The organism is Pantoea sp. ACRSC (assembly GCF_022346785.1).
GTDB classification, from domain to species: domain Bacteria; phylum Pseudomonadota; class Gammaproteobacteria; order Enterobacterales; family Enterobacteriaceae; genus Pantoea; species Pantoea alvi.
Genome location: NZ_JAKRNN010000012.1, coordinates 40,723 through 67,368, shown reverse-complemented (window position 1 = coordinate 67,368; position 26,646 = coordinate 40,723). Strand labels below are relative to the sequence as shown.

Here is a 26,646-nt window from a genome sequence, read left to right as displayed (position 1 = left end):
AACTGCCGATAACTTGTACGTTTTAGGGCTGCCGGATTTTCTGCCTTTCTTTAAGCAAATGGAAAACAACATCATGAATAAGCTTTCTCTACGCACGGGATTATTAGCTTTACTCGCCTTTATGACGCTGCTGCTGCTGACGGTCAGCGTGATGGGCATCATTGCCATTAATAAAGGTAATCGCTCGCTGGATGTTATCAACCGCATTCAGGGCATTGAACTTAATGCCCTTTATCAAAGCAATGGCGACCTGATGCGCGCACGCGCAACGGCGGCGCTGGCGGTACGCAAAATAGAGATTGGTCTGCTGGAAGAGGGGGCAGCGGCAGCCAAACAGGCGCAAGCGGACGTACAGGATTCGCAGCGCAATATGAAGGCGTTTATTGCTGCGGGCACCGTTACGGCGCACGGCAAAAAGCTGGCTGATGACATTGTGACGACCTGGAACGCCTATCTGGCGCAGGGGATCAAGCCCATGATGGATGCGCTGGAAAAACAGTACACCGATGAGTATTACGGCGTGCTGGAGGGCAATCTGGCAACCCTGGCCCTTAACTACAGCAATGCGGTGACGGCATTCAGCAGCTTCGCCGGTGAGGTTACCGAGCGGCAGCTGGCCGAGGCGGCCTGGAACGAAACGCTGATGAAGGCGCTGATTGGCGCGGCGGTGATGTTAACGCTGCTGCTGTTTGTGCTGGCCTGGGTGCTGATGCGTCGTCTGCTGCTGCTGCCGCTTAACCGCGCCATTACGCACCTGGAGCAGGTGGCATCGGGCGATCTGTCGCAGCATCTGCCGCCTGCGGGCAACAACGAGCTGGGTCGTCTGAACCGCGCGCTCGGGGAGATGCAGCAGGCGCTGCGCGCTCAGGTGAGTCAGGTGCTCGACGCCAGCCAGCAGATCGACGTCGGCAGCCGCGAGCTGGCGGCGGGCAATGTGCATCTTTCCCAGCGCACCGAAGAGTCGGCGGCGTCGCTGGAGCAGACCGCTGCCAGCATGGAGCAGCTGACCGCCACGGTGCGCCTCAACGCCGCCAACGCGCAGCAGGTGAATAAGCTGGCGAGCAGCGTCTCCGACACCGCCGATCGTGGCGCAGAGGTGGTCAGCTACGTGATGGAGAAAATGCAGGAGATTACCGCCAGCGCCAACCGCATCGGCGATATTCTCGGCGTGATCGACAGCATCGCGTTCCAGACCAATATTCTTGCGCTCAACGCCTCGGTAGAGGCGGCGCGTGCGGGCGAGCAGGGACGCGGCTTTGCCGTGGTGGCGAACGAGGTGCGCACGCTGGCGCAGCGCAGCGCCAACGCGGCGAAAGAGATCCGCGGGCTGATCTCGGAGTCGCAGACGCGCGTGAAAGAGGGCAGCGATATGGCGACGCGGGCGGGCGAGACCATGGATGAGATCTCCAGCGAGGTGATGCGCGTCACGACGCTGATGAAGGAGATTTCAATGGCCTCTGACGAGCAGAGCCGCGGCATTGAGCAGGTGAATCAGGCGGTCACGCAGATGGACGAGGCGGCGCAGCAGAACGCGGCGCTGGTCGAGCAGGCCATGGCGGCGACGCAGTCGCTGGAGGCGCAGTCGCAGCATCTGCAATCCACGGTGTCGCTGTTCCGGCTGGAAACGGCGTAAAAGACAAGGGCGCGATAGTCGCGCCCTTGTCTACGTCACTCAGCGGCGTTCGCGTTTACTGCGCCGCGTCCGGGTATTCGCGCAGGAAGCGCTCGACGTCGTCGACCATTGCGTTATTGCCGCAGAAGAACGGGCAGCGCTGATGCAGGGTTTCCGGCTGGATATCGAGAATACGCTTCGCGCCGTCGCTCGCCTTGCCGCCCGCCTGTTCAGCGAGGAACGCCATCGGGTTGCACTCATAGAGCAGGCGCAGCTTGCCGTTGGGGTGGCTGGCGGTACTCGGATAGAGGTAGATGCCGCCCTTCAGCAGATTGCGGTGGAAGTCCGCCACCAGCGAGCCGATATAGCGCGAGGTGTAAGGACGATGCGTGGCCTGATCCTCTTCCTGACAGAACTTCAGGTATTTCTTCACGCCCTGCGGGAAACGAATATAGTTGCCTTCGTTGATCGAGTAGGTGTAGCCCGTCGGCGGATAGGTCATACGCTCGTGGCTCAGGCAGAAGACGCCGAGCGACGGATCGTAGGTAAAGGCGTGGACGCCGCAGCCGGTGGTGTAGACCATCATGGTTGAGGAGCCATACACCACGTAGCCCGCCGCGACCTGCTTGTGGCCCGGCTGCATAAAGTCAGCTTCGGTGACCGGCGTGCCAGGGGCGCTAACGCGATGGTAGATAGAGAAGATGGTGCCGACAGAGACGTTAACGTCGATATTGGAAGAGCCGTCGAGCGGATCCATCAACACCACGTATTTGCCGTGCTCTACTCCTTCGAAGATTACAAACTCATCCTCTTCTTCCGAGGCGATCCCCGCCACGATGCCGCGCGCTTTCAGCGCTGCTTTCAGCTTCTCATTGGCGAAGAGATCGAGCTTCATCTGCTGTTCGCCCTGAACGTTTTCAACGCCGCTTGCGCCGAGAATATCTACCAGGCCGGCTTTGTTGATGTCGCGATGAATGATTTTCGCGCCCAGCTTAATAGCGGAAATTAGCGCCGTCAGTTCACCTGTTGCGTGAGGAAAGTCGTGCTGTTTCTCGACGATAAATTCGCCTAACGTTTTCATAACACATTCCCTGAATCTTCGATGGAGTGGCAGCCTGCCTGGCAAACCGCCAACGTTTGCGTACGCAGTTTAGCCGAATGAACTTCAAAAACCATAGTCCTAATCCGTTTCTTAAGTCTGCTGGCGGGGTTACACTGTGCGCCGAACTTTTGAGTAATGGATCTCGTTATGCGTATTCATATCCTTGGGATTTGCGGCACGTTTATGGGCGGTCTGGCGATGCTGGCACGTTCCCTTGGCCATCAGGTGACCGGTTCGGACGCCAACGTTTACCCGCCGATGAGCACGCTGCTTGAGCAGCAAGGCATTGAATTAACAGAGGGTTACGACGCCTCGCAGCTCGATCCCGCGCCGGATCTCGTTATCATCGGCAACGCCATGACGCGCGGCAATCCCTGCGTGGAAGCGGTGCTGGAGCGCAATATTCCCTACCTTTCCGGGCCGCAGTGGCTGCATGACTTTGTGCTGCGCGACCGCTGGGTCGTGGCGGTTGCAGGAACCCACGGTAAAACAACCACTTCTGGTATGGTAGCCTGGATACTGGAGTCGTGCGGACTGGAGCCGGGCTTTATCATTGGCGGGGTGCCCGGCAACTTCGACGTCTCGGCAAAATTAGGAAAAAGCCCATTCTTCGTTATCGAGGCGGATGAGTACGACTGCGCCTTCTTCGACAAGCGTTCTAAATTCGTTCACTACTGCCCGCGCACGCTGATCCTCAATAACCTTGAGTTCGATCATGCGGACATCTTCGATGATTTGCGCGCCATCCAGAAGCAGTTCCACCATCTGGTACGCATCGTGCCGGGCCAGGGCAAAATCCTGCTGCCGGAGCACGATCACAACATCCGCCAGGTGATGACGATGGGCTGCTGGAGCGAGCAGGAGAGCGTCGGCGAAAACGGCCGCTGGCAGGCGAAGAAGCTGGTGCCGGACGCCTCGCGCTGGGAAGTGCTGCTCGACGGCGAAAGAGTAGGGGAAGTGAACTGGTCGCTGGTGGGCGAGCACAACATGCATAATGGCCTGATGGCGATCGCCGCCGCGCGGCACGTTGGCGTCAAACCCGAAGACGCAGCGCAGGCGCTGGACAGCTTTATCAACGCGCGCCGCCGTCTGGAACTGCGCGGCGACGTAAACGGCATCAAGGTCTATGACGATTTCGCCCATCACCCCACGGCGATTCTGGCAACCCTGTCCGCGCTGCGCAGCAAGGTCGGCGGTCGGGCGCGTATTCTGGCGGTGCTGGAGCCGCGCTCCAATACCATGAAGATGGGCGTAAGCAAAAACGACCTGGCGCCGTCGCTGGCGCGCGCGGACGAGGTGTTCCTGTTCCAGCCGCACCATATTCCCTGGCAGGTCTCTGACGTGGCCGAAGCCTGCATGCCGCCGGCACACTGGAGCGCTGATATCGATACGCTGGTAGAGATGGTGGCAAAAGCTGCGCAGCCGGGCGACTCGATTCTCGTTATGAGCAACGGCGGATTTGGCGGCATTCATCAGAAGCTGCTGGATCGACTGGCGTAATCTGCTGAGCGCCCTTTGCGGGGCGCTGGCACTGCGGGCGGGCAGGGATGCCCGCCCCGGCGTGGCTTAGCTCTCCGCCAGCTCGCGCAGGTACTGGAAAATCTGACGTGAGGATTTAGGCGGCTTGTTGCCCGCTTTCTCTTTCTGCGCGTTGCGGATCATGCTGCGCAGCTGCTGGCGATCGGCGTGCGGATAGAGCGCGATAACGTCGTTCATCGCGTCGTCACCCTGCTCGACCAGGCGATCGCGCAGCGCTTCCAGCTTGTGGAACAGCGCAACCTGCTGGTTGTGGCGGTTTTTCAGCTTGTCCAGCGCCTGACGGATCGGATCGACATCGCGCGAGCGCAGCATTTTACCGATCAGCTGCAGCTGGCGGCGGCGGCCCTCTTTCTTGATGCGCTGCGCCAGCTCGATAGCGGCCAGCAGCTCCTCATCCAGCGGGATCTTCTCCAGGGCGTTCTTGCCCAGATCGACCAGTTCGGCACCCAGGCGTTTCAGCTCTTCAGCGTCGCGTTTAATTTCGCTTTTACTGACCCAGATAATCTCTTCGTCTTCTTCTTCCTGATTATCCGGCACATCGTCGAGCCACTCATCGGGCTGTTTGGTCATTTTCTGGGCTCCCCTAAAAAAAGAGGCTAATCCTATCAGTTTATCGGGTGACTGCGAAATTGTTCTCTGACTCTGATAGACTCAAAACTTTCATACATAAGATTAGACGGCAGGCCGATGAACGTATCTACTCAGGTTGCAGAACAGCGAAAAGTGTTGGAACAGGCAGTGGCGCAGGCGCTCGATCTGGCGAAGGCCAGCACCGACGGCGCGGAAGTGGCAGTGACCAAAACCACCGGAATCGGCGTCAGCACCCGTTACGGCGAAGTGGAGAACGTCGAGTTCAACAGCGACGGCGCGCTCGGCATCACCGTTTATCATCAGAAACGCAAGGGCAGCGCCTCCTCTACCGACCTCAGCCCGGAAGCGATCGGGCGCACCGTGCAGGCGGCGATCGATATCGCGCGCTACACCTCGACGGATCCTTATGCTGGCCCGGCGGATGCCGATCTGCTGGCGTTCGACGCCCCGGATCTCGATCTCTACCATCCGTGGGAGATCGACGCCGATCGCGCCATTGAACTCGCTGCGCAGGCGGAGCAGGCGGCGCTAAAAGCGGATCCGCGCATTACCAATACCGAAGGCGGCAGCTTCAACAGCCACGTCGGCATTAAAGTTTTCGGCAACAGCCACGGCATGCTGCAGAGCTACTGCTCCAGCCGTCATTCCCTCTCCAGCTCCGTTATCGCCGAGCAGGACGGCAATATGGAGCGCGACTACGCCTATACCATCGGCCGCGCCTTTGAGGATCTGCAAAGCCCCGACTGGGTTGGCGGCGAGTGCGCCCGTCGCGTGCTGTCGCGTCTGGCACCGCGCAAGCTCTCTACGATGAAAGCGCCGGTGATTTTCGCGCCGGAAGTTGCCACCGGCCTGTTTGGCCATCTGGTCGGCGCCATCAGCGGCGGCAGCGTCTACCGTAAATCGACCTTCCTGCTTGACGCGCTCGGCCAGCCGATCCTGCCGGAATGGCTCACCATTCAGGAGCAGCCGCATCTGCTGAAGGGCCTGGCGTCAACGCCGTTCGACAGCGAAGGCGTCCGTACCCAGGCGCGCGATATCGTGAAGGATGGTGCGCTGCAAACCTGGCTGATGACCAGCTACTCGGCGCGCAAGCTGGGCCTGAAAAGCACCGGCCACGCCGGCGGCATCCATAACTGGCGCATCGCCGGACAGGGCAGCAGCTTTGAGGATCTGCTGAAGCAGATGGGACGCGGCCTGGTGGTTACCGAACTGATGGGACAAGGCGTCAGCGCCATTACCGGCGACTACTCGCGCGGTGCGGCCGGCTACTGGGTGGAGAACGGCGAAATTCAGTATCCTGTGAGCGAGATCACTATTGCAGGAAATCTCAAGGATATGTGGCGCAATATCGTCACGGTCGGTAACGACATTGAAACCCGCAGCAACATACAATGTGGTTCGGTGCTGCTGCCGGAGATGAAAATCGCCGGCCAATAATAAAACCCGCTTCCTGAAAGCAGCCGCTCTGGCTGCTTTTTTTTTACCCACAATAAAAAGGATATACCGATGCGTAAGCGTGTGATTGCAATGTTATCTCTCTCCTTGTTGTCTGGAAGCGCCAGCCTGTACGCGGCGGATTTAGAAAATGATATGGATACGCTAAAAGACGGGCTAAATACCGTGATGAAAACCGATGACGCGCAGGAGATGCATAAAGCGCTGGGCGACATGCGTCAGGCGGCGCAGGACGCGAAAAAATCGACGCCGGAGAAGCTTGAAGGTCAGCCGGCCGACAGCGCGCCGATCAAGGATTACCACGCCGGGCTGAACTCGCTGATTGCGCAGATCGACGTGGTCGACAAGCTGGCGCAGGCCAACAATCTGGACGGCGCCAGAGCCGAAGCGAAAAAGCTGGCGGATATCCGCAACGCCAATCATAAAAAATTCCGCTGATTCTCAAGCCGGTCCGCGCGACCGGCTCAGCCGCGTCATCAGCTTTTCTTATCTCCAGCCGCTTTCCCGCCGCGCCGCGCGCCTCGGTACGCACATTTCTCTTTTGCTACCGGCAATTTGCTTTTAAGTCCGTGCATAAAGCGGTCGCTGTCACACAATCTGTGCATCCTGCGATCTGGCGCACAGCCTGCCCTGCGATTTCCACTTCCATGCGGAAAAAGTGCGTCTGCACTTCCGGCGCGCGACGCCGTAATTTATTCGTAACGCGAATTTTCGTGAACAGGAGTAGCAAGGTGAGCAGTAACGGAGCTTCGGTTCGGCAGGCAACGCCGGAAGAGATTCAGGCCCTGACCGACAAGGTGATGGCGCAAATCGCGGCGATCTACGCCCAACACGATATCGCACCCAACGCGGTGCAGCAGCAGATGCTGGCGTCGCACGTACGCGCCATGGCGCTGCGCTCGTTAACCGGCGAACCCCTTCCCGAGGTGGAAGCGGAGCTGTTTGAAGATATTTCGCCGGAGACCATGCAGCTGGCGCAGCAGGTGGTCGATCTGTTCGGCAACCTGCCGCGCGAAGAGGCCTGGCTTCTCTCCGTCCATATCGAAGTGGCTCGATCTAACTGACTGTATAAAGAGGAAATCATCATGGTAACCGTAGTGATTGGCGATCGTTTAGGTAAGGGACAGAAAGTGGCGGCGGGCGTGGAAAAGGCGGGCGGTCGCGCCGTGGTGGTGCCGGGCGTCGCGGCGGATATGAAGCTGGGTGACGTCATGAAGGCGGAGAACGCCGACTTTGGCATCTCCTTTTGCGGCAGCGGCGGCGCTGGTGCCATCACCGCGCAGAACAAATATGGCTACAAGGCGCGCCACGGCATGCGCTCCGTTGACGAAGGCGTCACCGCCATTAACGAAGGCGCCAGCGTGCTCGGCTTCGGCTTTATGGACAAAGAGGAGCTGGGCGAGCGGCTGGTGCAGGCCTGGAACAAGAAGCACGGCAGCGAATGATGAAAGAACAATACGTTACTCAGGTGACGGTGCAGGGCAAAGGCGACAGTAAAGAGAAAGCGTTTGCCGATGCCCTGAGTCGCGTGCAGAGCCAGGTTCTGCGCGCGACGCAAAAGATTCTGCTGCGCATCGAACCCCTGGATGTTCGGGTGCTGCGCGCGCAGGAGAGCGTCAAAACGGAGAAGTTCCTGTTCTTCTTTCTGGCGCGCCAGCGGCGGAACTACAGCGTCGAGCTGGAGATATCCGTCAGCGTCACCGTGATTGATACCGGGAAGGTGACCTTCACGGCGGCACCGTAAAAACAGACGACAACAAAGGTAAAAAAACATGTTTTTAATCATTTTGTTTAAGTCGTTGATCATTGGGGGGCTGGTAGGTGTGGGCGTTGGCGCCGGTGCGGCGCGCATGTTCCACGCGCCGACGTCGCAGGGGATGGGCGCGTTCCGTACGCTGGGCGAGCTTAACTCCTGCGAGGGCGATCCCGCCTCGCACTTCTCCTTTGGTCTCGGCTTTTTCTTCAATGCCTGGGCATCATCCGTCGCGGCAGGCTCCTTCACTCAGGATGTCGACCACCGCATCATTCCTAACTGGGGCGCGGCCGCGCTAATGGTGAAAAACCGTAATCTGGCCGAAACCCTGCACGACCCGAAAAAGATGGCCATCGCCTGCGGCATTATCGGCATGATCGTCGTCGCCTTTCTCAACTCCACCGCCTCGGCGGTACCGGCCGCGCTGCAGGTGACGGCGGTAAAAGTGCTGGTGCCGGCGGCCAACCTGCTGGTTAACACCGTGATGCCGGTGATTTTCTGGCTGGCGGCCATCGACGCCGGGAAAAAATCGGGCTTCTGGGCAACGATTTTCGGCGGTCTGGCGCAGCTGATTATGGGCAACGCCGTGCCAGGCCTGGTGCTCGGCATCCTGATCGGCAAAGGCGTCGAGGAGAGCGGCTGGAACAAGGTGACCAAAGTGATGATGGTGGCGATCGTGCTGCTGTTCGTGCTGAGCGGCTTCTTCCGCGGCTTCGATATGAAACTGCTGCAGTCCTTCCAGTTAGGCATTCCCGGCTGGCTCGACGCGATCCACAACTCTCTGAGCGGCAAGTAAGGGTAACGATATGACTGAAAATAAAGGCTTCTGGTACGCCGACTGGTCTTTCCCGATCTTTGTTGGCCTGCTCTCGTCGGGCGTATTCGCCGGTACGCATATGTATTACCTCTACGGCATCGGGGCGTTTAACGAAGTGGCGTTTGTATCGATGCTGCGCGCCGGCATGGAAACCGGCGTCTATGGCGCCGTGGCGGCCTTCGGCGCGAGCTTTCTTTTTGCGCGCATTATCGAAGGCTCGCTGGTGGGCATCCTCGACATCGGCGGCGCCATCCAGACCGGCGTCGGCCTCGGCGTGCCGGCGCTGCTGCTGGGCGCGGGCATCGTCTTTCCGGTGGCTAACTTCGCCGCCTCGCTAGTGACCGGTCTGGTGATTGGCCTGGCGATTGGCTACGTCATCATCCTGGCGCGTAAGTTCACCATTAACCAGAGCGACTCGACCTACGGTGCGGACGTAATGATGGGCGCGGGCAACGCCTCCGGCCGCTTTTTAGGGCCGCTGATCATTCTTTCCGCTATGGCGGCCTCGATCCCGATCGGCCTGGGATCGCTGCTCGGCGCGCTGCTGTTCTATCTCTGGAACAAGCCGATCACCGGCGGCGCTATCCTCGGCGCCATGATCCTCGGCGCGATTTTTCCGGTCGCTATCTGAAGCTGGCGGCGGCTCGCCAGCGGGCCGCCGCGTTAAGGAGTTGCTATGTTCGATCTGATTCTTCGCCGCGCGCGGCTGACGGATGAGCGGCAGGTGGATATTGCGCTGCAGAAGGGCAAAATCGCCGCCATCGGCGACAGCCTGCAGGGCGAAGCGAAAAGCGAACGCGATCTGGCCGGACGCTGCTACGTCAGCGCGGGCTGGATCGATTCTCACGTCCACTGCTACCCCAAATCGCCCATCTACCACGATGAGCCGGACGCGATCGGCGTCGCCTCCGGCGTGACTACGGTGATCGACGCGGGCAGCACCGGCGCTGACCATATCGATGATTTTTATGCCATTACCCGCGCTGCCAGCACCCAGGTTTACGCGCTGATTAACATCGCACGCACCGGCATTGTGACGCAGAACGAGCTGGCGGATATGCAGCAGATCGACGGCGACGCGGTGCAGCAGGCCGTTGAGCGGCTGCCCGACTTTATCGTCGGCCTGAAGGCGCGTATGAGCAGCAGCGTGGTCGGTGAAAACGGCATTCAGCCGCTGATCAAAGCCAAAGCGATCCAGAAACAGGCGGGGGATCTGCCGCTGATGGTGCATATCGGCAATAACCCGCCGGATCTGGCGGAGATCGCCGATCGCCTCAGCGCGGGCGATATCATCACCCACTGTTTTAACGGCAAGCCCAACCGCGTGCTGACGCCGCAGGGCCAACTCAAAGCCTCGGTACAGAACGCCATCGCGCGCGGCGTAAAGATGGATGTCGGCCACGGCAGCGCCAGCTTCAGCTTCGAGGTGGCGCGCGTCGCCATCGCGCAGGGCATTCTGCCCGACACCATCAGCTCGGATATCTACTGCCGCAACCGTCTCAATGGCCCGGTGCATAGCCTGGCGCACGTCATGTCGAAATTTTTCAGCGTCGGCATGACGCTGCAGCAGGTGATCGACTGCGTCACCTGGAAAGCGGCGGACGGGCTGCGCCTGGCGGGCAAGGGGCGTCTGGCGGTCGGTTTCGACGCCGATCTCACCCTTTTCAGCGTAACCGACGCGCCGCGCCTGTTCGTTGATTCGGAAGGCGAGCAGGTTGTCGGAGAGAAACATCTTACGCCGCTGGCCGCCGTGGTGGCGGGCGAGTGGTTCCTGACAGAAGAAGGGAAAGCCAATGTCTTCGATCTATGAAAAATATGGCCTGAAGCCGGTTATTAATGCCTCTGGCCGCATGACGATCCTCGGCGTCTCTACGCCATCGGCAGAGGTGGTCGACGCCGTGCAGAGCGGCCTCAGCCACTATTTTGAAATGAAAGATCTGGTCAACAAGACCGGCGCGTATATCGCGCAGCTGCTGAATGTGGAAAACGCGGTGGTGGTCTCCTGCGCCTCGGCGGGCATCGCCCAGTGCGTGGCGGCGGTGATCGTTAAAGAGAATGACTGGCTGCTGGATAATCTGCACGCCGCGCCGCTTGAGGTGCCGCACCACATCGTGGTGCCGAAAGGCCACAACGTTAACTACGGCGCGCCGGTGGGCAGCATGGTGGCGCTGGGGGGCGGGCGTCTGGTGGAGGCGGGCTACAGCAACGAGTGTTCGCCCGAGCAGCTGGCGGCGGCGATTACGCCGCAGACCGCCGCTATCCTCTACGTGAAATCCCATCACTGCGTGCAGAAAAGCCACCTCAGCGTCGAGCAGGCGGCGGTTGTGGCGCGCAAACACGGCGTGCCGCTGATCGTCGACGCGGCCGCCGAAGAGGATTTGCAGTGCTACTACCAGTACGGCGCCGATCTGGTGATCTACAGCGGCGCGAAGGCGATTGAGGGGCCGACCAGCGGGCTGGTGATCGGCAGAGCGCAGCCCGTGGAGTGGGTGAAGCGACAGAGCAACGGCATCGGCCGGGCGATGAAGGTAGGCAAAGAGGGCATTCTCGGCCTGACTCAGGCGATTGAAAACTATCTGCACCAGGAAAAAACCAGCGGCGCACAGATGGTGGAGAAGATGACCCCCTTTATCAACAACCTTAACCAGCTGCAGGGGGTAAGCGCCCGCGTGGTATGGGATGCGGCGGGGCGCGATATCGCCCGTGCTGAAATCAAGTTTGATGAGGCGGCCATCGGCCAGCGTACCGGCGATATCGTGCAGGCGCTGAAGAACGGCGAGACCGCTATCTATTTTCGCGGCTACAAAGCCAATGAAGGCATTATCGAGGCGGATGTGCGCAGCGTCAGCGCGGCGCAGCTGCACACTATCTTCACCTCGATTCAGACGCTGTTGAACAGAGGAACAACCGCATGAAGCTGACCCCCAATTTCTATCAGGATCGTCTGTGCCTTAACGTGCTGGCCGGATCGAAAGCCAACGCGCGCGCCATCTGGGAAGCGGCGGAAGGGCACGTGCTGGTGGGCGTGCTGTCAAAGAACTACAGCAGCAACGAAGCGGCTATCGCCGATATGCGCGACTATGCCGCGCTGATCGACAATGCGCTCTCGGTGGGACTCGGCGCGGGCGACCCGAATCAGTCAAAAATGGTGAGCGAGATTTCCGCCGTGCTGCAGCCGCAGCATGTAAACCAGGTCTTTACCGGCGTCGCCACCAGCCGCGCGCTGCTGGGCCAGTCGCAAACCGTGGTCAACGGTTTGATTTCGCCGTCCGGCATACCGGGCGTGGTAAAAATTTCCACCGGCCCGCTCAGCTCGCAGGGCAGAGACGCGCTGGTGCCGATTGAGTGCGCCATCGCGCTGCTCAAGGACATGGGCGGCAGCTCGGTGAAATATTTCCCGATGGGCGGGCTAAAGGCGGTGGACGAGTACCGCGCCGTCGCTCAGGCGTGCGCGGCGCATGACTTCTGGCTGGAGCCGACCGGCGGCATCGATCTCGATAACGTTGAAGCGATCCTGCGCATCGCGCTGGAGGCGGGCGTCAGTAAAATCATCCCGCACGTCTACAGCTCTATTATCGATCCCGCCAGCGGCGACACGCGCGTCGAAGATGTGCGCCAGCTGCTGGCCATTTGCAAAAAACTGCTGCCGTAACGGCAGGCAAGCCGGCGCGCTTCACCGGGCGTCGGCGCTTGCCTGGACGTCACGGGCCGTTCGCTTTAGGCTGCTATTTTTCGACATGATGCCGCTGAATGCATGCCAGCGCCGTAACAGGTAGACCGCCGTGAGATTTCCAAATCAACGCCTTGCGCAACTGTTTGACGCCCTGCAAAACGAAACGCTGCCTCAGGATGAGCTGGCGCGGCGCTTCGCCGTTTCAACGCGCACCGTGCGCGCCGATATCAGCGCGTTGAACGCGCTGCTGGCAGAGCACGGCGCGCAGTTCGTGCTCAACCGCGGCGCAGGCTATCAGCTAAAAATCGACGACGCGCAGCGCTTCCAGCGTCTGGAGCGGCAAAGCCGTTCGCCGCTGCGCGTGCCGCGCACCTCTGCCGAACGGGTGCGCTATATGCTGACGCGCTTTCTGACCGCCGCCTGGTCGCTCAAGCTGGAGGATCTGGCCGATGAGTGGTTCGTCAGCCGCGCCACGCTGCAAAACGATATGACCGAGGTGCGCGAGTGGCTGGCGCGCTATCACCTGACTATCGAGAGCAAGCCCCACTACGGCATGAAGCTGTTCGGCAGCGAAGTGGCGATCCGCACCTGCCTGACCGATCTGCTGTGGCAGATCGATCAGGAGCAGGCCGACAGCCCGCTGATCACCATTGAAGCGCTGCACAGCAATATTCTGGAGACGCTGCGTCCGCTGCTGCAGCAGTGCCTGACGCGCCATAACGTTCGCCTCAGCGACGAGGGGGAGCGCTATCTGCGCCTCTACTGCGCCGTGGCGGTGCGGCGCATCAGCGAAGGCTATCCGCTGAGCGATCCCGGCGCGGAGGATGTCGGGCTGGACGTACGCGAGGCGGCGCACGAGCTGATTAATCTGCTGCGGCCGCTGGTGGGCAAGCCGGTGTCGCCGGCGGAAGAGGGCTGGCTACGCGTCAATATTGCGGCGCGCCAGATGCAGGAGGTGGCGCCGAGCACCATCAACGCCGATGACGCCGACGCGCTGGTGGACTATCTGCTGAGCTATATCAACACCCACTACAACTACAACCTGCAGGGCGACGAACAGCTGCGCGCCGATCTGCTGACGCACATTAAAACCATGATCACCCGCGTGCGCTATCAGATCCATATCCCTAATCCGCTGCTGAGCAATATCAAACAGCACTACCCGATGGCCTATGACGTGACGCTGGCGGCGGTCTCCAGCTGGGGCAAATACACGCCTTACGTTATCAGCGAGAATGAGATTGGCTTTCTGGTGCTGCATATCGGCGTCGGGCTGGAGCGCCACTACGACGTCGGCTACCAGCGCCGTCCGCAGGTGCTGCTGGTGTGCGACAGCGGCAACTCCACGCTGCGGATGATTGAGGCGATGCTGCTGCGCAAATATCCGCAGCTGCAGGTCACCGGTCGGCTGTCGCAGCGCGACTATGAGGCGCGCACGCGCATCGACGAAGATTTCGTTATCTCTACCACGCGGCTAAGCGAGAAGGATAAGCCGGTGGTGGTGATATCGCCGTTTCCCACCGGCTTCCAGCTGGAGCAGATCGGCAAGCTGGTGCTGGTGGATCGCACCCGCCCCTATATGCTGGAGAAGTTTTTCGACGCGCAGCACTTCCTGATCGTCGATAAGCCGATGACGCAGTCGCAGCTGTTTCGCCAGCTATGCGACCAGCTGGAGGCGGAGGGGTTTGTCGACGCGAGCTTTTATCCCTCGGTAGAGGAGCGCGAGGCGATCGTCAGCACCATGCTGGGCGAGGGCATCGCGCTGCCGCACTCGCTCGGCCTGCTGGCGAAAAAGACCGTGGTCTATACGGTGCTGGCGCCGCAGGGCATCGCGTGGGGCGACGATACCGCGTCGGTGATCTTCCTGCTGGCGATCAGTAAAAGCGAGTATGAAGAGGCGATGGCGATCTACGATCTCTTCGTGACCTTTATGCGCGAAAGGGCGATGACCCGGCTGCGTGACAGCCAGGATTTTGCCGCCTTCAAGGCGGTGGCGATTGAGTGTCTGGGGCGGCTGTAATAGCCGGCTCCCGTCTCTGAGGTAATCTGGTGCCGTTGGGCGACTAGCTTTTTTTCGCCAGCAGACGCGGGATCTCGCGCAGGCACCAGGCTTTGGCTTCGCCCATGCTGTCGCGGCGCCACGCCATAATAATATCGACTTCGCGGGTATATTCCGGGCTGACGACGCGCAGCCGACCTTCCGCAATATCCTTCTCCACCAGCGAATAGGGCATGGTAGCGACGCCCAGCCCCGCCAGCAGCGCGCGGCGCTTGTCATCCATGCTGCTGACCGTCAGACGCTGCTGTTTATCCAGCAGCTGCACCGTCAGCACCGGGCGCTCGCGCGCCGTATCGGCCACCGCAATGCCGCGATACTTCACGCGCGTCACCTCCGACTGGGGTTCCGGCTCGTTGTGAATAGGGTGGTCAGCGCTGGCGACATAGACGCTCATCATGGTGTAGAGCTTGCGGGTATTGATTTCGGTCGAGGCGCGGAAGTGCATATCCGGGGCGATGACGATATCGGCGCGGCCCTGCTCCAGCCGCTCCCACGCGCCCGCCAGCACCTCGGTGATCAATGAAATCTGGGTGTTGGCTTTTTCCGACAGCTTCTCTACCAGCGGGAAGAGGGCGTCGGTCGGCACCAGCGCTTCGGTGACGATAGTCAGGTGGGTTTCCCAGCCGCGCGCCAGCGCTTCGGCGTCGGTGGTGAGCTTGTCTGCCGCCTCCAGCAGCACGCGCCCGCGCTCCAGCAGCATACGCCCGACGTTGGTGAATTTCGTTCGGTGGCCAGAGCGGTCGAACAGCACCACATCCAGCTCCTCTTCCAGCTTTTGCATGGTGTAGCTGAGCGCCGACGGGACGCGCCCCAGCTCGTCCGCCGCCGCCGCAAAACTGCCGCGGCGATCGATTGCATCCATAACGCGCAGCGCTTCAAGGGTTAAGGCACGCTCTTTAGCCATCCGAACTCTCTTTCAGGAAATTTGAATATGCACGGCAGATTAACTGGCTAACAATACGGCGTCCAGCCTTTTACCATAATGGGTATCAAGTCTGCGGCCGCTCTCTGCCGCAGCGAGCTGGAGGTAAATTATGATAACGACGCGCAGTGCGTCCGCGTGCGGTCAGGCCGATTTTGGCTGGTTGCAGGCACGCTACAGTTTCTCTTTTGGTCACTATTTCGATCCCAAATTAATGGGCTACGCCTCGCTACGGGTGCTGAATCAGGAAGTGCTGGCGCCAGGGGCCGCCTTTCAGCCGCGCACCTATCCACAGGTCGACGTGCTGAATATCGTGCTGCAGGGCGAGGCGGAGTACCGCGACAGCGAAGGCAACCATATCGTCGCACGCGAGGGCGAAGCGCTGCTGCTTGCCACGCAGCAGGGCGTCAGCTACAGCGAAATCAACCTGCGTAAGGATCAGCCGCTGACGCGCATGCAGATCTGGCTGGCCGCCTGTCCCGAGCGGGAAAACCCGACGCTGCAAAAGATCGCGCTGTCGGAGCATGGCCATCTGCAGCTGATCGCCTCGCCGGACGGCGCGGGCAACAGCCTGCAGCTGCGTCAGCAGGTGTGGGTGCATCAGCTGCTGCTGGCGCCGGGCGAAGAGCAGTCGCTGACGCTGCGCGGGCCGCGCGCCTATCTGCAGTCGATTCACGGCTCGCTGGAGGCGGTGACGCACGAGGATCGTCATGAGAAGCTGGGCTGTGGCGACGGGGCGTTTTTGCAGGAGGAGCAGCAGATCCGGCTGCGGGCAAAAACCGCGACGCGGGCGCTGGTGATCGATATACCGGTGTAAAAAAGGGCGGCCAGAGCCGCCCTTTTGCATCTGTTGCCGCGGGTTTTATCCGTGGCTCTGCGTCTCCTCTTCTCCGCCTGTGAACAGATGAGCGGAGAAGAGGCTCACTTACTTCAGCATAGTGAACGCGGTGGTCACGTGCTTCACGCCGCTCACCCGGCTGGCGATATCCGCCGCCGCCTTCGCCTCCTCCTCGGTCACCAGACCTAACAGGAACACTTCGCCGTTCTCGGTGGTCACCTTCACGTTCGATGATTTCACCTGATCGCTGCCCAGCAGCTGCGAGCGAATTTTGGTGGTGATCCAGGTATCCGACGACGAGGTGCCAAGGCTGACCTTCTGACCAATGCGAATCTCGTTGTAGACCTCGGTTGCGCCATCAACGCCCATGGCGATCTGCTTCGCGCGGCTGGCGATATCCTGCGACGGCGCCTGGCCGGTCAGCAGCACTTTGCCCTGGTAGGCGGTGGCGATAACGCGCGCGTCGCTTTTAATCTGCTGATCTTTCGCCAGCGCGTTGCTGACGCGCAGCTCCAGCGTGCCGTCATCAACCTGGGTGCCGACGGTGCGCGGATCGGTGGCGGTTTTAGTGGCGACGGCCGCGCCGCCGGCGACCACGGCAACGCAGCCCTGCAACAGCATAGCGGTTAACAGGATAGCGACAGCGTTCAATGCTTTCATGTTTGCTCCTTCAGTCATTCCTGGTGGGGAAACAGGGTGTTATCAATCAGATCGCACAGACAGTTCAGCGTCAGCATATGCATCTCATGGATGCGGGCGCTGCGGTGCGACGGAATGCGAATTTCCACGTCGTGCGGGCCGAGCAGGCCCGCCAGCTCGCCGCCGTCATAGCCGGTAAGCGCAACGATGGTCATATCACGGGTAACCGCGGCTTCCACCGCTTTAACGATATCGCGCGTGTTGCCGCGGGTGGAGATTGCCAGCAGGACGTCGCCGGTCTGACCCAGCGCGCGTACCTGTTTGGCGTAGATTTCATCGTGTTGACGATCGTTGCCGATCGCCGTCAGCATCACGTTGTCCGCGCTGAGCGCCAGCGCAGGCAGGCTGGGGCGCTCGGTCTCGAAGCGGTTGATCATGCTGGCGGCGAAATGCTGCGCGTTGGCGGCCGATGCGCCGTTGCCGCAGCTGAGGATTTTATTGCCGTTAAGCAGGCACTGCACCAGCGTCATCGCGGCGCGGGAAATGGCATCCGGCAGCGCTTCTGCGGCGGCAATCTGGGTTTGAATACTTTCAGTAAAACACGCTTTAATTCTGTCCTGCACACGACCACCTGGTTCTATACGTCTGCATTAAAGGCATTGAGCAGCCACTCCAGCGCCGTACCGGTAATGGCGATGATGTCGAAACGGCAATCCACCGTATCAAAACTGCCGCCGCGCTGGGCCAGCCAGAGGGCGGCGGCGCGCAGCAGCTTTTGCCGTTTGAGGCGAGTCACGCTGGCCAGCGCGCCACCGTAGCGCGCATCGCGCCGGTAGCGCACCTCTACGAATACCCAGCATGCGCCGTCGCGCATGATGAGATCCAGCTCGCCGCCGCGATAAGTCACGTTGCTGGCGACCCAGCGCAGCCCGGCGCGCTCTAAATAGCGCCGGGCGCGCTGTTCCTGTTCAGCGCCGAGGCGCCGAGTGGTCAGGAGGCGGGAACGATCTCGCCCTGACGATACTGGCTCCATGACAACGTCCTGTTGATCACGCAATCCTGATTCGCGCTCAGCTTGCCGGTATTGCCGTCGATGGTGAAGCCCGGCGTCTGGCGCATCTGGTTGAAACTGTTCGCCAGCGTCCAGGCGTCGATGCCCATCGCATAGAGGCGAACCAGCGAGTAGTCGTTATTGAACGACTGCGCCGCGCGCTGCATCAGCGCCGGATTACGGCCCGAGAGCAGCGGAATATCGCTGAACTGCAGGCCTTCCATCTCCAGACGGAAGTCCGGGCCAGCGCCTGCCTGATAGCTGCGCGAGCTGGCGTAGAGCGAGGCTGCGCTGCGGCTGCCGGTGCGCATAGCGATCATCGGCTTGATCAGCTGCAGCTCATCCTGCGTCGAGACGATATAGACCGAATCGACGCCGCCGCCGCTCGCTGCCGCCGGCTCGCTCTGCTGCTGCGGCGCCGGAATATTCAGTCCGGCAATAGTCACGCCCTGGGAGTCAGCTGCGGCAGGCTGGACATTGACCGGCGTGCCGCTCAGCGTAATGCCCGCGCCGCTGTTGATCCCCTGTTTCAGCTCAGCGGTCGAGCCGAAGCGCTGCTGCAGCGGCGCCGAGCCGCCCAGCTTCTGCCACTCCTGCGCAAAGGCGTTGACCACGCGATCGCCGAAGCTGCTGCGCGGCACCAGCAGCAGCGGCTGGCGCTTGCCCTGGTTCCACATATGGTGCGCGGCATCGCGCGCTTCGTCTTCAGGAGAAAGCGCAAAATAGCAAATATTCGGATGGTTCTGGATCTGCTCCGGCGCGTTGAGCGCCAGCACGTTGAGCGGCGTCTGGCTGTTGGCGACCGTTTCGACATTATTTTTCAGCAGCGGGCCGACCACCAGGGTCGCGCCATCCTGCTGCGCCTGCTGCATAACCTGCTGAATCGACTGGCTGCTGGTGTCGTACACCTTGACCTGAGCGCTGCTGGAGGGCGCGCTGGCCGCTGGCTGAGGCTGTGCGGCAGCGGGCTGCTGGGCCGCCTCTGGCGTGATGGCGGCGGCAGCCGGGCTGACCACGGCGTTGGCTTCACCGGCTGGCGCGCTTTCCGCGGCAGCTGGCGGGTTCGCAGGCTGCGCGCTATCCGCGGCGGCCGACTGGGTCGCGGGCTGTGCGGCAGGCTGCGGCGCGGCGTTCAGCGCGCCATTTTTCGCATCGTTAAAGCCTTTTTGAATGGCGCTGGCGAAAACCTGCGCCTGACCGTTCAGCGGCAGCAGCAGCGCAATAGTGCTGGTTGAGGCTTTGGTGTAGTTCTGCGCCTGGCTCAGCGGCGTCGGCAGGGTTTTAGCCGCCGGGTTTTGCGGATAGCGCGTCTGCCAGTCTTTCAGGGCGGACTTCAGCATCTCGCCGTCCTGCGCGTTGGCGCGCCAGACGTTAAGCAGATCCAGCCAGCCCTGCAGGGTGTTTTCATCGGCGTTGATCACCAGGCTGCTCGCCTCCTGCGGCGTCATCTGCGTCAGCGTCTGCCAGGTGGCGTCGATGTTTTTCTGACGATCGTCGCCGCTCAGCAGCGGCTCCTGCGCAATATAGGCGCGCAGCAGCGTCAGCGAGGGTTTGCCCTGCGCGGCGGCGATCTGCAGGCCATAGTAGCGCGCCTGCTGCTCTTTCGACAGATCGTCCACCTTGACCTGATTCAGCAGCTGCGTCGCCCCTGGCACGTTCTGCTGGCTAAACAGGAACTGCGATTTAAGCAGCAGCAGCTCCTGCTGTTGCGTGTCGCTGAGCTGGCTCGGCAGCAGGTTCAGCTGCTGGCCGGCTTGAGGATACTTTCCTTCTTTCATCAGGGCACGGATGGCAAGTAATTGCCAGTCTGTCCTGCTATCATCGCTGCTTTGCTGCACTTGCTGCAGATAGTAATCAGACCCGCCGGTAATGGGCCCCTGAATATTTACGTTTGAGGTTTGCGGCCCCTGACCGCTACAGGCGGCTAAAATCAGCCCAGCAAGAAGGACAGGCACAAAGCGTCCTGCTTTATGACGAACGACTTTTGAAGGAAGCATACTGTATCCAGTGATGTTTTTTTCAAGATGCTCAATATTAAATCGGCAATTCGGATGAAACAATGAAACAACTCGATCGGGCAGAGATTTCTGCCAGCACGCTCTACATCGTTCCAACCCCGATTGGTAATTTGGGTGATATCACCCAGCGGGCGCTGACGGTGCTTTCGGGCGTCGATCTGGTCGCAGCGGAAGATACACGTCATACCGGACTGTTGCTACAACATTTCGCCATCGCTGCGCGGCTCTTCGCACTTCACGACCACAATGAACAGCAGAAGGCCGAACTGCTGCTGGCGAAGCTGCAGCAAGGGCAGAGCATTGCGCTGGTTTCCGACGCCGGTACCCCGCTAATCAACGATCCGGGCTACCATCTGGTGCGCCGCTGCCGCGAGGCGGGCATTCGCGTCGTGCCGCTGCCCGGTGCCTGCGCCGCCGTCACAGCATTAAGCGCCGCCGGATTACCGTCCGATCGTTTCTGTTACGAAGGGTTTCTGCCCGCCAAAACCAAGGCGCGCTGCGACGCGCTGCGCGCGCTGGCACAGGAGCCGCGCACCCTGATTTTCTACGAGTCCACCCACCGTCTGATCGACAGCCTGCAGGATATGGCGAACGAGCTGGGCGCCGATCGTTACGTGGTGCTGGCGCGCGAGCTGAGCAAAACCTGGGAGTCGATTCACGGCGCGCCGGTGGGCGAGCTGCTCGCCTGGATCAAAGAGGATGAGAATCGCCGCAAGGGCGAAATGGTGCTGATCGTCGAAGGGCATAAGGCGGATGAAGAGGCGCTGCCCGCCGATGCGCTGCGCACCCTGGCGCTGCTGCAGAAAGAGCTGCCGCTGAAAAAGGCCGCGGCGCTGACGGCGGAAATCCACGGCGTGAAGAAAAATGCGCTCTATCGCTTTGCCCTCGATCAGCAAGAGGCGTGACAAATGGGGCTGAATGCCCTAATATCCTGCGCCGAAGCTGACCAGACAGTCGCCGCTTTGTCGTCGTCCCTCTTGTAGGGAGACGGGCAGAGGGGAGGAAAGTCCGGGCTCCATAGGGCAGGGTGCCAGGTAACGCCTGGGGGGCGCAAGCCTACGACCAGTGCAACAGAGAGCAAACCGCCGATGGCCCATTTATGGGATCAGGTAAGGGTGAAAGGGTGCGGTAAGAGCGCACCGCGCGTCTGGTAACAGTTCGCGGCACGGTAAACTCCACCCGGAGCAAGGCCAAATAGGGGTTCGCATGGTACGGCCCGTACTGAACCCGGGTAGGCTGCTTGAGCCAGTGAGCGATTGCTGGCCTAGATGAATGACTGTCCACGACAGAACCCGGCTTATCGGTCAGTTTCGACTTTTCAGGTGAAGACCCCGCGCAAGCGGGGTTTTTGCTTTCTGCTGGCTGATGCCTTATCCCTTGTGGCTTTATCGCTCCATTTCACGCTTCTCAGGATCTGACGACGGCACACCGGCGCCTCGCCATGCTAAACTGCGCCCCGGCAACAGAAGGAGCAGCCCGTGGCGAAATACCAGCAACTGACGGATGAGATTCAGCAGCAGATCGAGGCGGGCATCTGGCCACCGGGCACGAAGCTGCCGTCGCTGCGTCAGCAGGTGGCGCAGCACGGGCTGAGCCTGATGACGGTGATGCACGCCTACGAGGTGCTGGAGAGCCAGGGCTGGATCGTCTCGCGGCCGCAGTCCGGCTACTACGTCGCGCCGCGCGCGCTGCAAACCGCGCCGGCGCAGGTGGCGCTCAGCGAGCAGGTCGATATCAACAACTTCGTCTTCGACGTGCTGCAGGCGATCCGCGATCCGGCGATTGTCCCGTTTGGCTCCGCCTTTCCCGATCCCGAACTCTTCCCGCAGCGTCAGCTGATGCGCTCGCTGACCAACGTCTCCCATCAGCTGACGCCGCTCGACGCGCTCAATAACCTGCCGCCCGGCAATGCGGCGCTGCGACAGATGCTGGCGCAGCGCTACGCGCGGCAGGGCATCACGCTGTCGCCGGATGAAATCGTCATTACCAACGGCGCGCTGGAAGCGCTTAATCTCAGCCTGCAGGCGCTGACCGAGCCCGGCGACTACGTGGTTGTCGAGCAGCCGACCTTCTATGGCGCGCTGCAGGCGATCGAGCGGCTAAAGCTTAAAGCGCTCGCGGTGCCGAGCGACGCGCAGCAGGGCATCGATATGCAGCAGCTGGAGGAGACGCTGCAGCGCTGGCCGGTAAAGGCGTGCTGGCTGATGACCACGCTGCAAAATCCGCTCGGCGTGACGCTTTCGCCCACGCGCAAGGCGCAGCTGGTGGCGCTGCTGGCGCGCTATCAGGTGCCGCTGATTGAAGATGATGTCTACGCCGAACTCTGGGCGGGCGCTGACGCGCCGCATCCGGCGAAATACTGGGATCGCGGCGGAGACGTGCTGCACTGCGGCTCTTTTTCCAAATGCCTGGTGGCGGGGTTCCGCGTCGGCTGGGTCGCGGCGGGACAGCACGCCCAGCGCATCCAGCGTCTGCAGCTGATGAGCACGCTCTCTACCAGCGCGCCGATGCAGCTGGCGCTGGCGGACTTTCTCGCTACGCGCCGCTACGATACCCATCTGAAAAAGCTGCGGCAGACGCTGGCGCGGCGCAAAGAGTGGGTGCGTCAGGCGCTCTGCCGTGCGCTGCCGGAGGGCGCCAGCGTGAGCGATTCGCCGGGAGGCTTCTTTTTGTGGGTGACGCTGCCGCGCGGCTATGACACCACGCAGCTCTATCAACAGGCGTTGCAGCAGGGGATCAGCATTGCGCCGGGGCGGCTGTTTTCAGCGGGCGAAGAGTTTACCCACTGTTTTCGCATCAACGCCGCCTGGCCGTGGGATACGCGCGCCGAAGCGGCGATCGAAACGCTGGGCCGGCTGATTGCCGACCAGCGGACAGATTAAACCTGCGCCGCCTGCCGGTGGCCCCAGGTCAGATAGTAGACGTCATAGAAATCCACTTCGCCTTTCTGCAGCAGCAGGCGATGAATGCCGCTCTTCACCTCTTCCGGCGCGTCCGGCAGATTCAGGATCTTTTTCACGCTGCCTTCAGAGACCGGCTGCACGTAGTACCACTCGCCGTTATAGCAGACGCGCAGATCCAGCGCGTCGATATCCTCGAAGCGATATTTCGGGTTGATATCCAGCAGCATCAGAAAGCTCATCACCAGCACGAACAGGGTGGCGAACCAGAAGGCGGGCCAGCCCAGCATCTCGGTAGAGAAGATCAGCGCCACGCAGAGAGCGTAGCAGAGATACATCAGCGCCCAGAGGCCGGGATGAGTTTTCAGAAAAGAGAAGCTAAACCGCGGCCGGTTGTCACGGCGCTCTTCACGATTAAGCGTCGCGATTTCGTCGATTAAGATTTGTTTAATGGCGTCCATTGTTCACCTCACCGTCATTTTTCTGCTCAGTAGAACAGATAACCGCTAGCCGGAGGAGAGACAGAAACGCGCAGAATTTTTATAACAGTTATGCAGCGCGCCGTCCCGTAAGAACGGCGCGTGCGTTTAGCCGCGCCCGTGCGGCTCATCCCAGTCAAACGCCGGACCCAGCGAAATCACGCCGTTCGGGTTGATGGTTTTATGGCTCACGTAATAGTGATGGCGGATATGAGGCAGGTTCACCGTCTCGGCGATGCCCGGCATCTGGTAGATATCACGCAGAAAGCCGCTCAGATTGAGATAGTCGCCGATGCGGTGGCGATCGCACTTAAAATGGGTGACGTAGACCGGATCGAAACGCACCAGCGTGGTCCAGAGGCGCAGATCCGCTTCGGTCAGCCGATCGCCGGTCAGATAGCGATGCTGCCCCAGAATCTGCTCCAGACGCGACAGCGAATGGAATAGCGCGGTCACCGACTCGTCATAGGCCGCCTGCGAGGTCGCGAAGCCCGATTTGTAGACGCCGTTGTTAACCGTGTCGTAAATCCAGCCGTTCAGCTCGTCGATCTTCTCGCGCAGGGCAGGCGGGTAGTAATCCCCGGCGCGCGCGCCGACGGCGTCAAAGGCGCTGTTGAACATGCGAATAATATCCGCCGATTCGTTGCTGACGATGGTGCCCTGCTGCTTATCCCACAGCACAGGCACCGTCACGCGTCCGCTGTAGTGCGGATCGGCATGCAGGTAGAGCTGATAGAGAAATTCGTTCTGATAGAGCTTGTCGCCGGTGGCGTCGAGAAAATCGTCGTCGAAGGTCCAGCCGTTCTCCAGCATCAACGGATGCACCACGGAGATGTCAATCATCGACTCCAGCCCTTTGAGCTGACGCATCAGCAGCGTGCGGTGCGCCCAGGGGCAGGCGAGAGAAACGTACAGATGATAGCGATCGCGCTCGGCTTTAAAGCCCGCCTTGCCCGTCGGGCCGGCGCTGCCGTCCGCTGTCACCCAGTTGCGCCAGACCGCTTCAGTGCGCTTGAAGCGTCCGCCGGTTGATTTGGTGTCGTACCAGGTGTCGTGCCAGACACCCTCAATCAGTTGGCCCATATCGCCTCCAGTGCAAACAGGGCGAGGAGTATCCTCGCCCTGCTAAGTATATGTGGCATTACGCCAGATGTGTGCTTAACGCAGCGCCGCAGCCGGCGCAGCTTTCTTACGCAGCAGACGGTCGATGCTGTAGGCGCCCGGACCTACCAGGCCCAGTACCAGGAAACCACCCGCGATAGAGAGGTTTTTCATAAACATCAGCTGGTTCACGCCTTCCGCGAAGTTGCTGTGAAACAGAAACGCCGTCAGGATGGTGAAACCGGCGGTAAACAGCGCGGTAAAACGGGTCAGAAAACCAAACAGGATCGCCAGGCCGCCGCCAAATTCGAGCAGGATCACCAGCGGCAGCATAAAGCCCGGCACGCCCATCGCTTCCATATACTGCTGCGTGGCAGCATAGCCGGTAATTTTGCCCCAGCCGGCCGTGATAAACAGGATTGGCATTAAGATGCGCGCCAGCAGCAGACCAGTATCTTCGAATTTTTTCATCATTAACTCCAGGCTAGATTTTCGGCAGGGCAATCGCGCCTGCGTGGGATAATTCCCGGCAAAAGGCGCTGTTGCCGTTTGCTGAGCTGATAGCTGGAGATAATAGTCGCGCAGTGGAAAGGTTGTAAGCGAGATATTCTGTAGGTGTTATTCAGGAAATCTGATGAAGCGAAGCCGGTGGTTTCGCACCGGCTGAATGCAGAGAGGGGATCAGCGCTGCGGCAGTGCTGCTTTCAGCATGCGCCAGGTGCTCCAGACGCCGAACCCGCGCTTAATCAGACGCATAAATTTGTTCGGGCTGCGCACCGACCAGATAGCTAATGCGCTGCTGCCGATTGCCAGATAGCGCCGCATGCTGAGGAACGTCAGCCAGCCGCGATCGTACTGCGCCGTGCTGAGCAGGAAGTCGCGGCGGCTCGCGCTCAGGTCGAGCCGCTGCTGCTGAACTTCGCCGAGTAACTCATGAATGCGCGCTTCACGTTCCAGTTTGCTGCGGCTCATACGTGGTCATCCTCCAGCAGCTTGCGATCGGTCTCCAGCTCTTTGCGCGTATGGTGCAGCAGCGTGGACTGGCGCGATTTACGCAGGCTCCACAGGCCGAAGATAATCGCCAGAAGAAAGAGAACGCCGGTGGTGATGCCGATCGCCATCAGGCGATACTGTGCGTCAACGGCCCAGATAATCAACACCATCAGGCTCATCAGCCCGAATGCGGTAAACAGCATGGTCAGGCCAACCATCAGCAGCAGCTGAATCAGGTTGGCCTTTTCCGCTTCCAGCTCGACCACCGCCAGCCGTACGCGGGTCTCGACCATGCTGACCAGCGTAGTAACAATGCGCTGACCAATGTTGATGACCCCTTTGCCGGGGCCGTGGCTCTGCTGAGAATCCGCCATAATTAACGCCGTGAAATCAGGATGCCGATCGCTACGCCAATGGCCGCACCGATGCCAACGCCATGCCAGGGATTTTCACGCACGTAGCCGTCTGCTTTCTGCGCGGCTTCACGCGTGGTCTGCGCCAGATATTCGCCGGAGTCGCCCAGCTTCTCGCGCGAGCTGTCGAGGGCGACGCGCGCTTTCTGACGCAGCTTATCCAGTTCGCCTTTGGACTTATCCGTTGTGCTGCTCAGCACCTCTTCCAGAGTGTCCGCCAGATTTTTTAACTCAGCACGCAAATGTTCTGATGAAGTGTCTTTTGACATGTAATGTTCCTTTTAGCTTCAGTGGTTGAGTCCGGGTTAATAAGGCTCCGCCTGTAACTTTTTCAGCTCCTGGCGTGCTTCTTCCAGTTTACGTTCGCGTTTGGCGATTTTGTCCCTGTCGTCGCCATCCTGACGCTCCTCTTTTAGTTCGCGCTCGCGCTCAGCAACTTTCTCTTGCTGCGCCTTGATGCGCGCCTGGTGAGAGGCTTTCAGTTTGTTGTCGCTACAGTTCGCGCGCACTTCGGTCAGGGCGCGCTCCAGTCCATTAACGCGACGCTGATTGTTATGCTGTTTTGCCATCGCAATTTCATGCTGAATATCCTGCTCTTTCTGCTGACAGAGCGATTCTGCCGCCATCAGCGAACCTGAGAGAGAAAACAGCGCGAGGCCAAGAAGTAATTGATGTTTCATCAGGCTTGTTA

The 26,646-nt window shown here is 60.5% G+C and carries 30 protein-coding genes and 1 other RNA gene; 17 read left to right on the top strand and 14 right to left on the bottom strand.

The genetic code is table 11. From position 1 onward, the window contains the following. Positions 1-73: 73 nt before the first annotated feature. The gene (locus MHZ97_RS13225; protein WP_239314805.1) at positions 74-1,633 is read left to right on the top strand and encodes a methyl-accepting chemotaxis protein; all 1,560 of its coding nucleotides are present in this window, start codon (positions 74-76) and stop codon (positions 1,631-1,633) included. Between the two features lie 55 nt (positions 1,634-1,688). Here MHZ97_RS13225 and fbp read toward each other — a convergent pair whose 3' ends face one another. Continuing rightward, entirely contained in the window at positions 1,689-2,693 is a 1,005-nt protein-coding gene (gene fbp / locus MHZ97_RS13220; protein WP_103794512.1) for a class 1 fructose-bisphosphatase, read from the bottom strand. A 168-nt stretch (positions 2,694-2,861) separates the two neighbouring features. Between fbp and mpl the strand changes: the two genes are divergently transcribed. Then, positions 2,862-4,214, top strand: coding sequence for a UDP-N-acetylmuramate:L-alanyl-gamma-D-glutamyl-meso-diaminopimelate ligase (gene mpl / locus MHZ97_RS13215; RefSeq protein ID WP_103794855.1), 1,353 nt, complete (start codon positions 2,862-2,864; stop codon positions 4,212-4,214). A gap of 66 nt (positions 4,215-4,280) precedes the next feature. On the opposite strand, the gene yjgA is transcribed toward mpl, so the two are convergent. Then, positions 4,281-4,823, bottom strand: a complete 543-nt coding sequence (gene yjgA, locus MHZ97_RS13210; protein WP_239314806.1) for a ribosome biogenesis factor YjgA — start codon at positions 4,821-4,823, stop codon at positions 4,281-4,283. Between the two features lie 117 nt (positions 4,824-4,940). On the opposite strand from yjgA, the gene pmbA reads away from it, so the two are divergent. The 11 genes from pmbA (at position 4,941) to MHZ97_RS13155 (ending at position 14,562) form a co-directional block, all read left to right on the top strand. Next, complete coding sequence (gene pmbA, locus MHZ97_RS13205; RefSeq protein ID WP_239314807.1) at positions 4,941-6,281, top strand: metalloprotease PmbA; 1,341 nt, start codon at positions 4,941-4,943, stop codon at positions 6,279-6,281. 69 nt (positions 6,282-6,350) lie between these two features. Continuing rightward, positions 6,351-6,737 (top strand): cytochrome b562, encoded by a 387-nt coding sequence (gene cybC / locus MHZ97_RS13200; protein ID WP_103794515.1) that lies wholly within the window; start codon positions 6,351-6,353, stop codon positions 6,735-6,737. Positions 6,738-7,030: 293 nt separating this feature from the next. Continuing rightward, entirely contained in the window at positions 7,031-7,363 is a 333-nt protein-coding gene (locus MHZ97_RS13195) for a glycine dehydrogenase (protein ID WP_224481604.1), read from the top strand. A gap of 21 nt (positions 7,364-7,384) precedes the next feature. Continuing rightward, positions 7,385-7,744 carry an SFCGS family glycine-rich protein gene (locus MHZ97_RS13190; RefSeq protein ID WP_103794517.1) on the top strand — a complete coding sequence of 120 codons (360 nt, stop codon included), beginning with the start codon at positions 7,385-7,387 and terminating at the stop codon, positions 7,742-7,744. Further along, complete coding sequence (locus MHZ97_RS13185) at positions 7,744-8,043, top strand: DUF4312 family protein (RefSeq protein WP_103794856.1); 300 nt, start codon at positions 7,744-7,746, stop codon at positions 8,041-8,043. The genes MHZ97_RS13190 and MHZ97_RS13185 overlap by 1 nt, the downstream gene beginning before the upstream one ends. A gap of 28 nt (positions 8,044-8,071) precedes the next feature. Continuing rightward, complete coding sequence (locus MHZ97_RS13180) at positions 8,072-8,848, top strand: DUF4311 domain-containing protein (RefSeq protein ID WP_033754938.1); 777 nt, start codon at positions 8,072-8,074, stop codon at positions 8,846-8,848. 10 nt (positions 8,849-8,858) lie between these two features. Then, a complete protein-coding gene (locus MHZ97_RS13175) occupies positions 8,859-9,500 on the top strand; it encodes a DUF4310 family protein (protein WP_103794518.1) in 642 nt (213 codons plus the stop codon). A 45-nt stretch (positions 9,501-9,545) separates the two neighbouring features. Continuing rightward, complete coding sequence (locus MHZ97_RS13170) at positions 9,546-10,679, top strand: amidohydrolase/deacetylase family metallohydrolase (RefSeq protein ID WP_239314808.1); 1,134 nt, start codon at positions 9,546-9,548, stop codon at positions 10,677-10,679. Next, positions 10,663-11,784 (top strand): DgaE family pyridoxal phosphate-dependent ammonia lyase, encoded by a 1,122-nt coding sequence (locus MHZ97_RS13165; protein WP_239314809.1) that lies wholly within the window; start codon positions 10,663-10,665, stop codon positions 11,782-11,784. The genes MHZ97_RS13170 and MHZ97_RS13165 overlap by 17 nt, the downstream gene beginning before the upstream one ends. Continuing rightward, on the top strand, positions 11,781-12,521 hold the full coding sequence (locus tag MHZ97_RS13160; RefSeq protein WP_239314810.1) for a KDGP aldolase family protein: 741 nt from the start codon (positions 11,781-11,783) through the stop codon (positions 12,519-12,521). Before MHZ97_RS13165 ends, MHZ97_RS13160 begins: the two co-directional genes overlap by 4 nt. 130 nt (positions 12,522-12,651) lie before the next feature. Then, complete coding sequence (locus MHZ97_RS13155) at positions 12,652-14,562, top strand: transcription antiterminator (RefSeq protein ID WP_103794522.1); 1,911 nt, start codon at positions 12,652-12,654, stop codon at positions 14,560-14,562. A gap of 43 nt (positions 14,563-14,605) precedes the next feature. Here the strand turns inward: MHZ97_RS13155 and MHZ97_RS13150 are convergent, their stop codons facing one another. Beyond that, the gene (locus MHZ97_RS13150; RefSeq protein ID WP_048784382.1) at positions 14,606-15,505 is read right to left on the bottom strand and encodes a LysR family transcriptional regulator; all 900 of its coding nucleotides are present in this window, start codon (positions 15,503-15,505) and stop codon (positions 14,606-14,608) included. A gap of 130 nt (positions 15,506-15,635) precedes the next feature. Between MHZ97_RS13150 and MHZ97_RS13145 the strand changes: the two genes are divergently transcribed. Further along, entirely contained in the window at positions 15,636-16,340 is a 705-nt protein-coding gene (locus MHZ97_RS13145) for a pirin family protein (RefSeq protein WP_103794523.1), read from the top strand. A gap of 108 nt (positions 16,341-16,448) precedes the next feature. Here the strand turns inward: MHZ97_RS13145 and dolP are convergent, their stop codons facing one another. Genes dolP through MHZ97_RS13125 form a run of 4 tightly spaced genes read right to left on the bottom strand, consistent with a single transcriptional unit; the run spans position 16,449 to position 20,048 of the window. After that, positions 16,449-17,021: a division/outer membrane stress-associated lipid-binding lipoprotein gene (gene dolP, locus MHZ97_RS13140; protein WP_103794524.1), complete on the bottom strand. Its 573-nt coding sequence runs from the start codon at positions 17,019-17,021 to the stop codon at positions 16,449-16,451. Positions 17,022-17,035: 14 nt separating this feature from the next. After that, positions 17,036-17,623 carry a DnaA initiator-associating protein DiaA gene (gene diaA / locus MHZ97_RS13135; RefSeq protein ID WP_103794525.1) on the bottom strand — a complete coding sequence of 196 codons (588 nt, stop codon included), beginning with the start codon at positions 17,621-17,623 and terminating at the stop codon, positions 17,036-17,038. A gap of 14 nt (positions 17,624-17,637) precedes the next feature. Next, positions 17,638-18,033 carry a YraN family protein gene (locus MHZ97_RS13130; RefSeq protein WP_239314811.1) on the bottom strand — a complete coding sequence of 132 codons (396 nt, stop codon included), beginning with the start codon at positions 18,031-18,033 and terminating at the stop codon, positions 17,638-17,640. Beyond that, positions 17,991-20,048 (bottom strand): penicillin-binding protein activator, encoded by a 2,058-nt coding sequence (locus MHZ97_RS13125; protein ID WP_103794527.1) that lies wholly within the window; start codon positions 20,046-20,048, stop codon positions 17,991-17,993. Before MHZ97_RS13125 ends, MHZ97_RS13130 begins: the two co-directional genes overlap by 43 nt. A 62-nt stretch (positions 20,049-20,110) precedes the next feature. Here MHZ97_RS13125 and rsmI point away from each other — a divergent pair, with 62 nt between their 5' ends. The 3 genes from rsmI to MHZ97_RS13110 all read left to right on the top strand — a co-directional run bounded on the left by rsmI (position 20,111) and on the right by MHZ97_RS13110 (position 22,951). After that, positions 20,111-20,974 (top strand): 16S rRNA (cytidine(1402)-2'-O)-methyltransferase, encoded by an 864-nt coding sequence (gene rsmI / locus MHZ97_RS13120; protein ID WP_239314812.1) that lies wholly within the window; start codon positions 20,111-20,113, stop codon positions 20,972-20,974. Positions 20,975-21,007: 33 nt separating this feature from the next. Next, positions 21,008-21,385: RNase P RNA component class A (gene rnpB, locus MHZ97_RS13115), an RNA gene on the top strand. A 162-nt stretch (positions 21,386-21,547) separates the two neighbouring features. Next, positions 21,548-22,951 (top strand): PLP-dependent aminotransferase family protein, encoded by a 1,404-nt coding sequence (locus MHZ97_RS13110; protein WP_239314813.1) that lies wholly within the window; start codon positions 21,548-21,550, stop codon positions 22,949-22,951. Here the strand turns inward: MHZ97_RS13110 and MHZ97_RS13105 are convergent. From MHZ97_RS13105 to MHZ97_RS13075, 7 genes are all read right to left on the bottom strand, one after another. After that, positions 22,948-23,430 (bottom strand): YlaC family protein, encoded by a 483-nt coding sequence (locus MHZ97_RS13105; RefSeq protein ID WP_239314814.1) that lies wholly within the window; start codon positions 23,428-23,430, stop codon positions 22,948-22,950. The genes MHZ97_RS13110 and MHZ97_RS13105 overlap by 4 nt on opposite strands. 126 nt (positions 23,431-23,556) lie before the next feature. After that, positions 23,557-24,531: a glutathione S-transferase family protein gene (locus MHZ97_RS13100; RefSeq protein ID WP_239314815.1), complete on the bottom strand. Its 975-nt coding sequence runs from the start codon at positions 24,529-24,531 to the stop codon at positions 23,557-23,559. 75 nt (positions 24,532-24,606) lie between these two features. Beyond that, positions 24,607-25,020, bottom strand: a complete 414-nt coding sequence (locus tag MHZ97_RS13095; protein ID WP_239314816.1) for a DoxX family protein — start codon at positions 25,018-25,020, stop codon at positions 24,607-24,609. Positions 25,021-25,230: 210 nt separating this feature from the next. After that, positions 25,231-25,521 (bottom strand): YqjK-like family protein, encoded by a 291-nt coding sequence (locus tag MHZ97_RS13090; RefSeq protein ID WP_103794533.1) that lies wholly within the window; start codon positions 25,519-25,521, stop codon positions 25,231-25,233. Then, positions 25,518-25,916: a phage holin family protein gene (locus MHZ97_RS13085; RefSeq protein WP_199187292.1), complete on the bottom strand. Its 399-nt coding sequence runs from the start codon at positions 25,914-25,916 to the stop codon at positions 25,518-25,520. The genes MHZ97_RS13090 and MHZ97_RS13085 overlap by 4 nt, the downstream gene beginning before the upstream one ends. A 2-nt stretch (positions 25,917-25,918) precedes the next feature. After that, on the bottom strand, positions 25,919-26,224 hold the full coding sequence (locus MHZ97_RS13080) for a YqjD family protein (RefSeq protein WP_048784365.1): 306 nt from the start codon (positions 26,222-26,224) through the stop codon (positions 25,919-25,921). A 36-nt stretch (positions 26,225-26,260) separates the two neighbouring features. Then, positions 26,261-26,635, bottom strand: coding sequence for a DUF1090 domain-containing protein (locus MHZ97_RS13075; protein WP_239314817.1), 375 nt, complete (start codon positions 26,633-26,635; stop codon positions 26,261-26,263). Between the last annotated feature and the right edge of the window lie 11 nt (positions 26,636-26,646).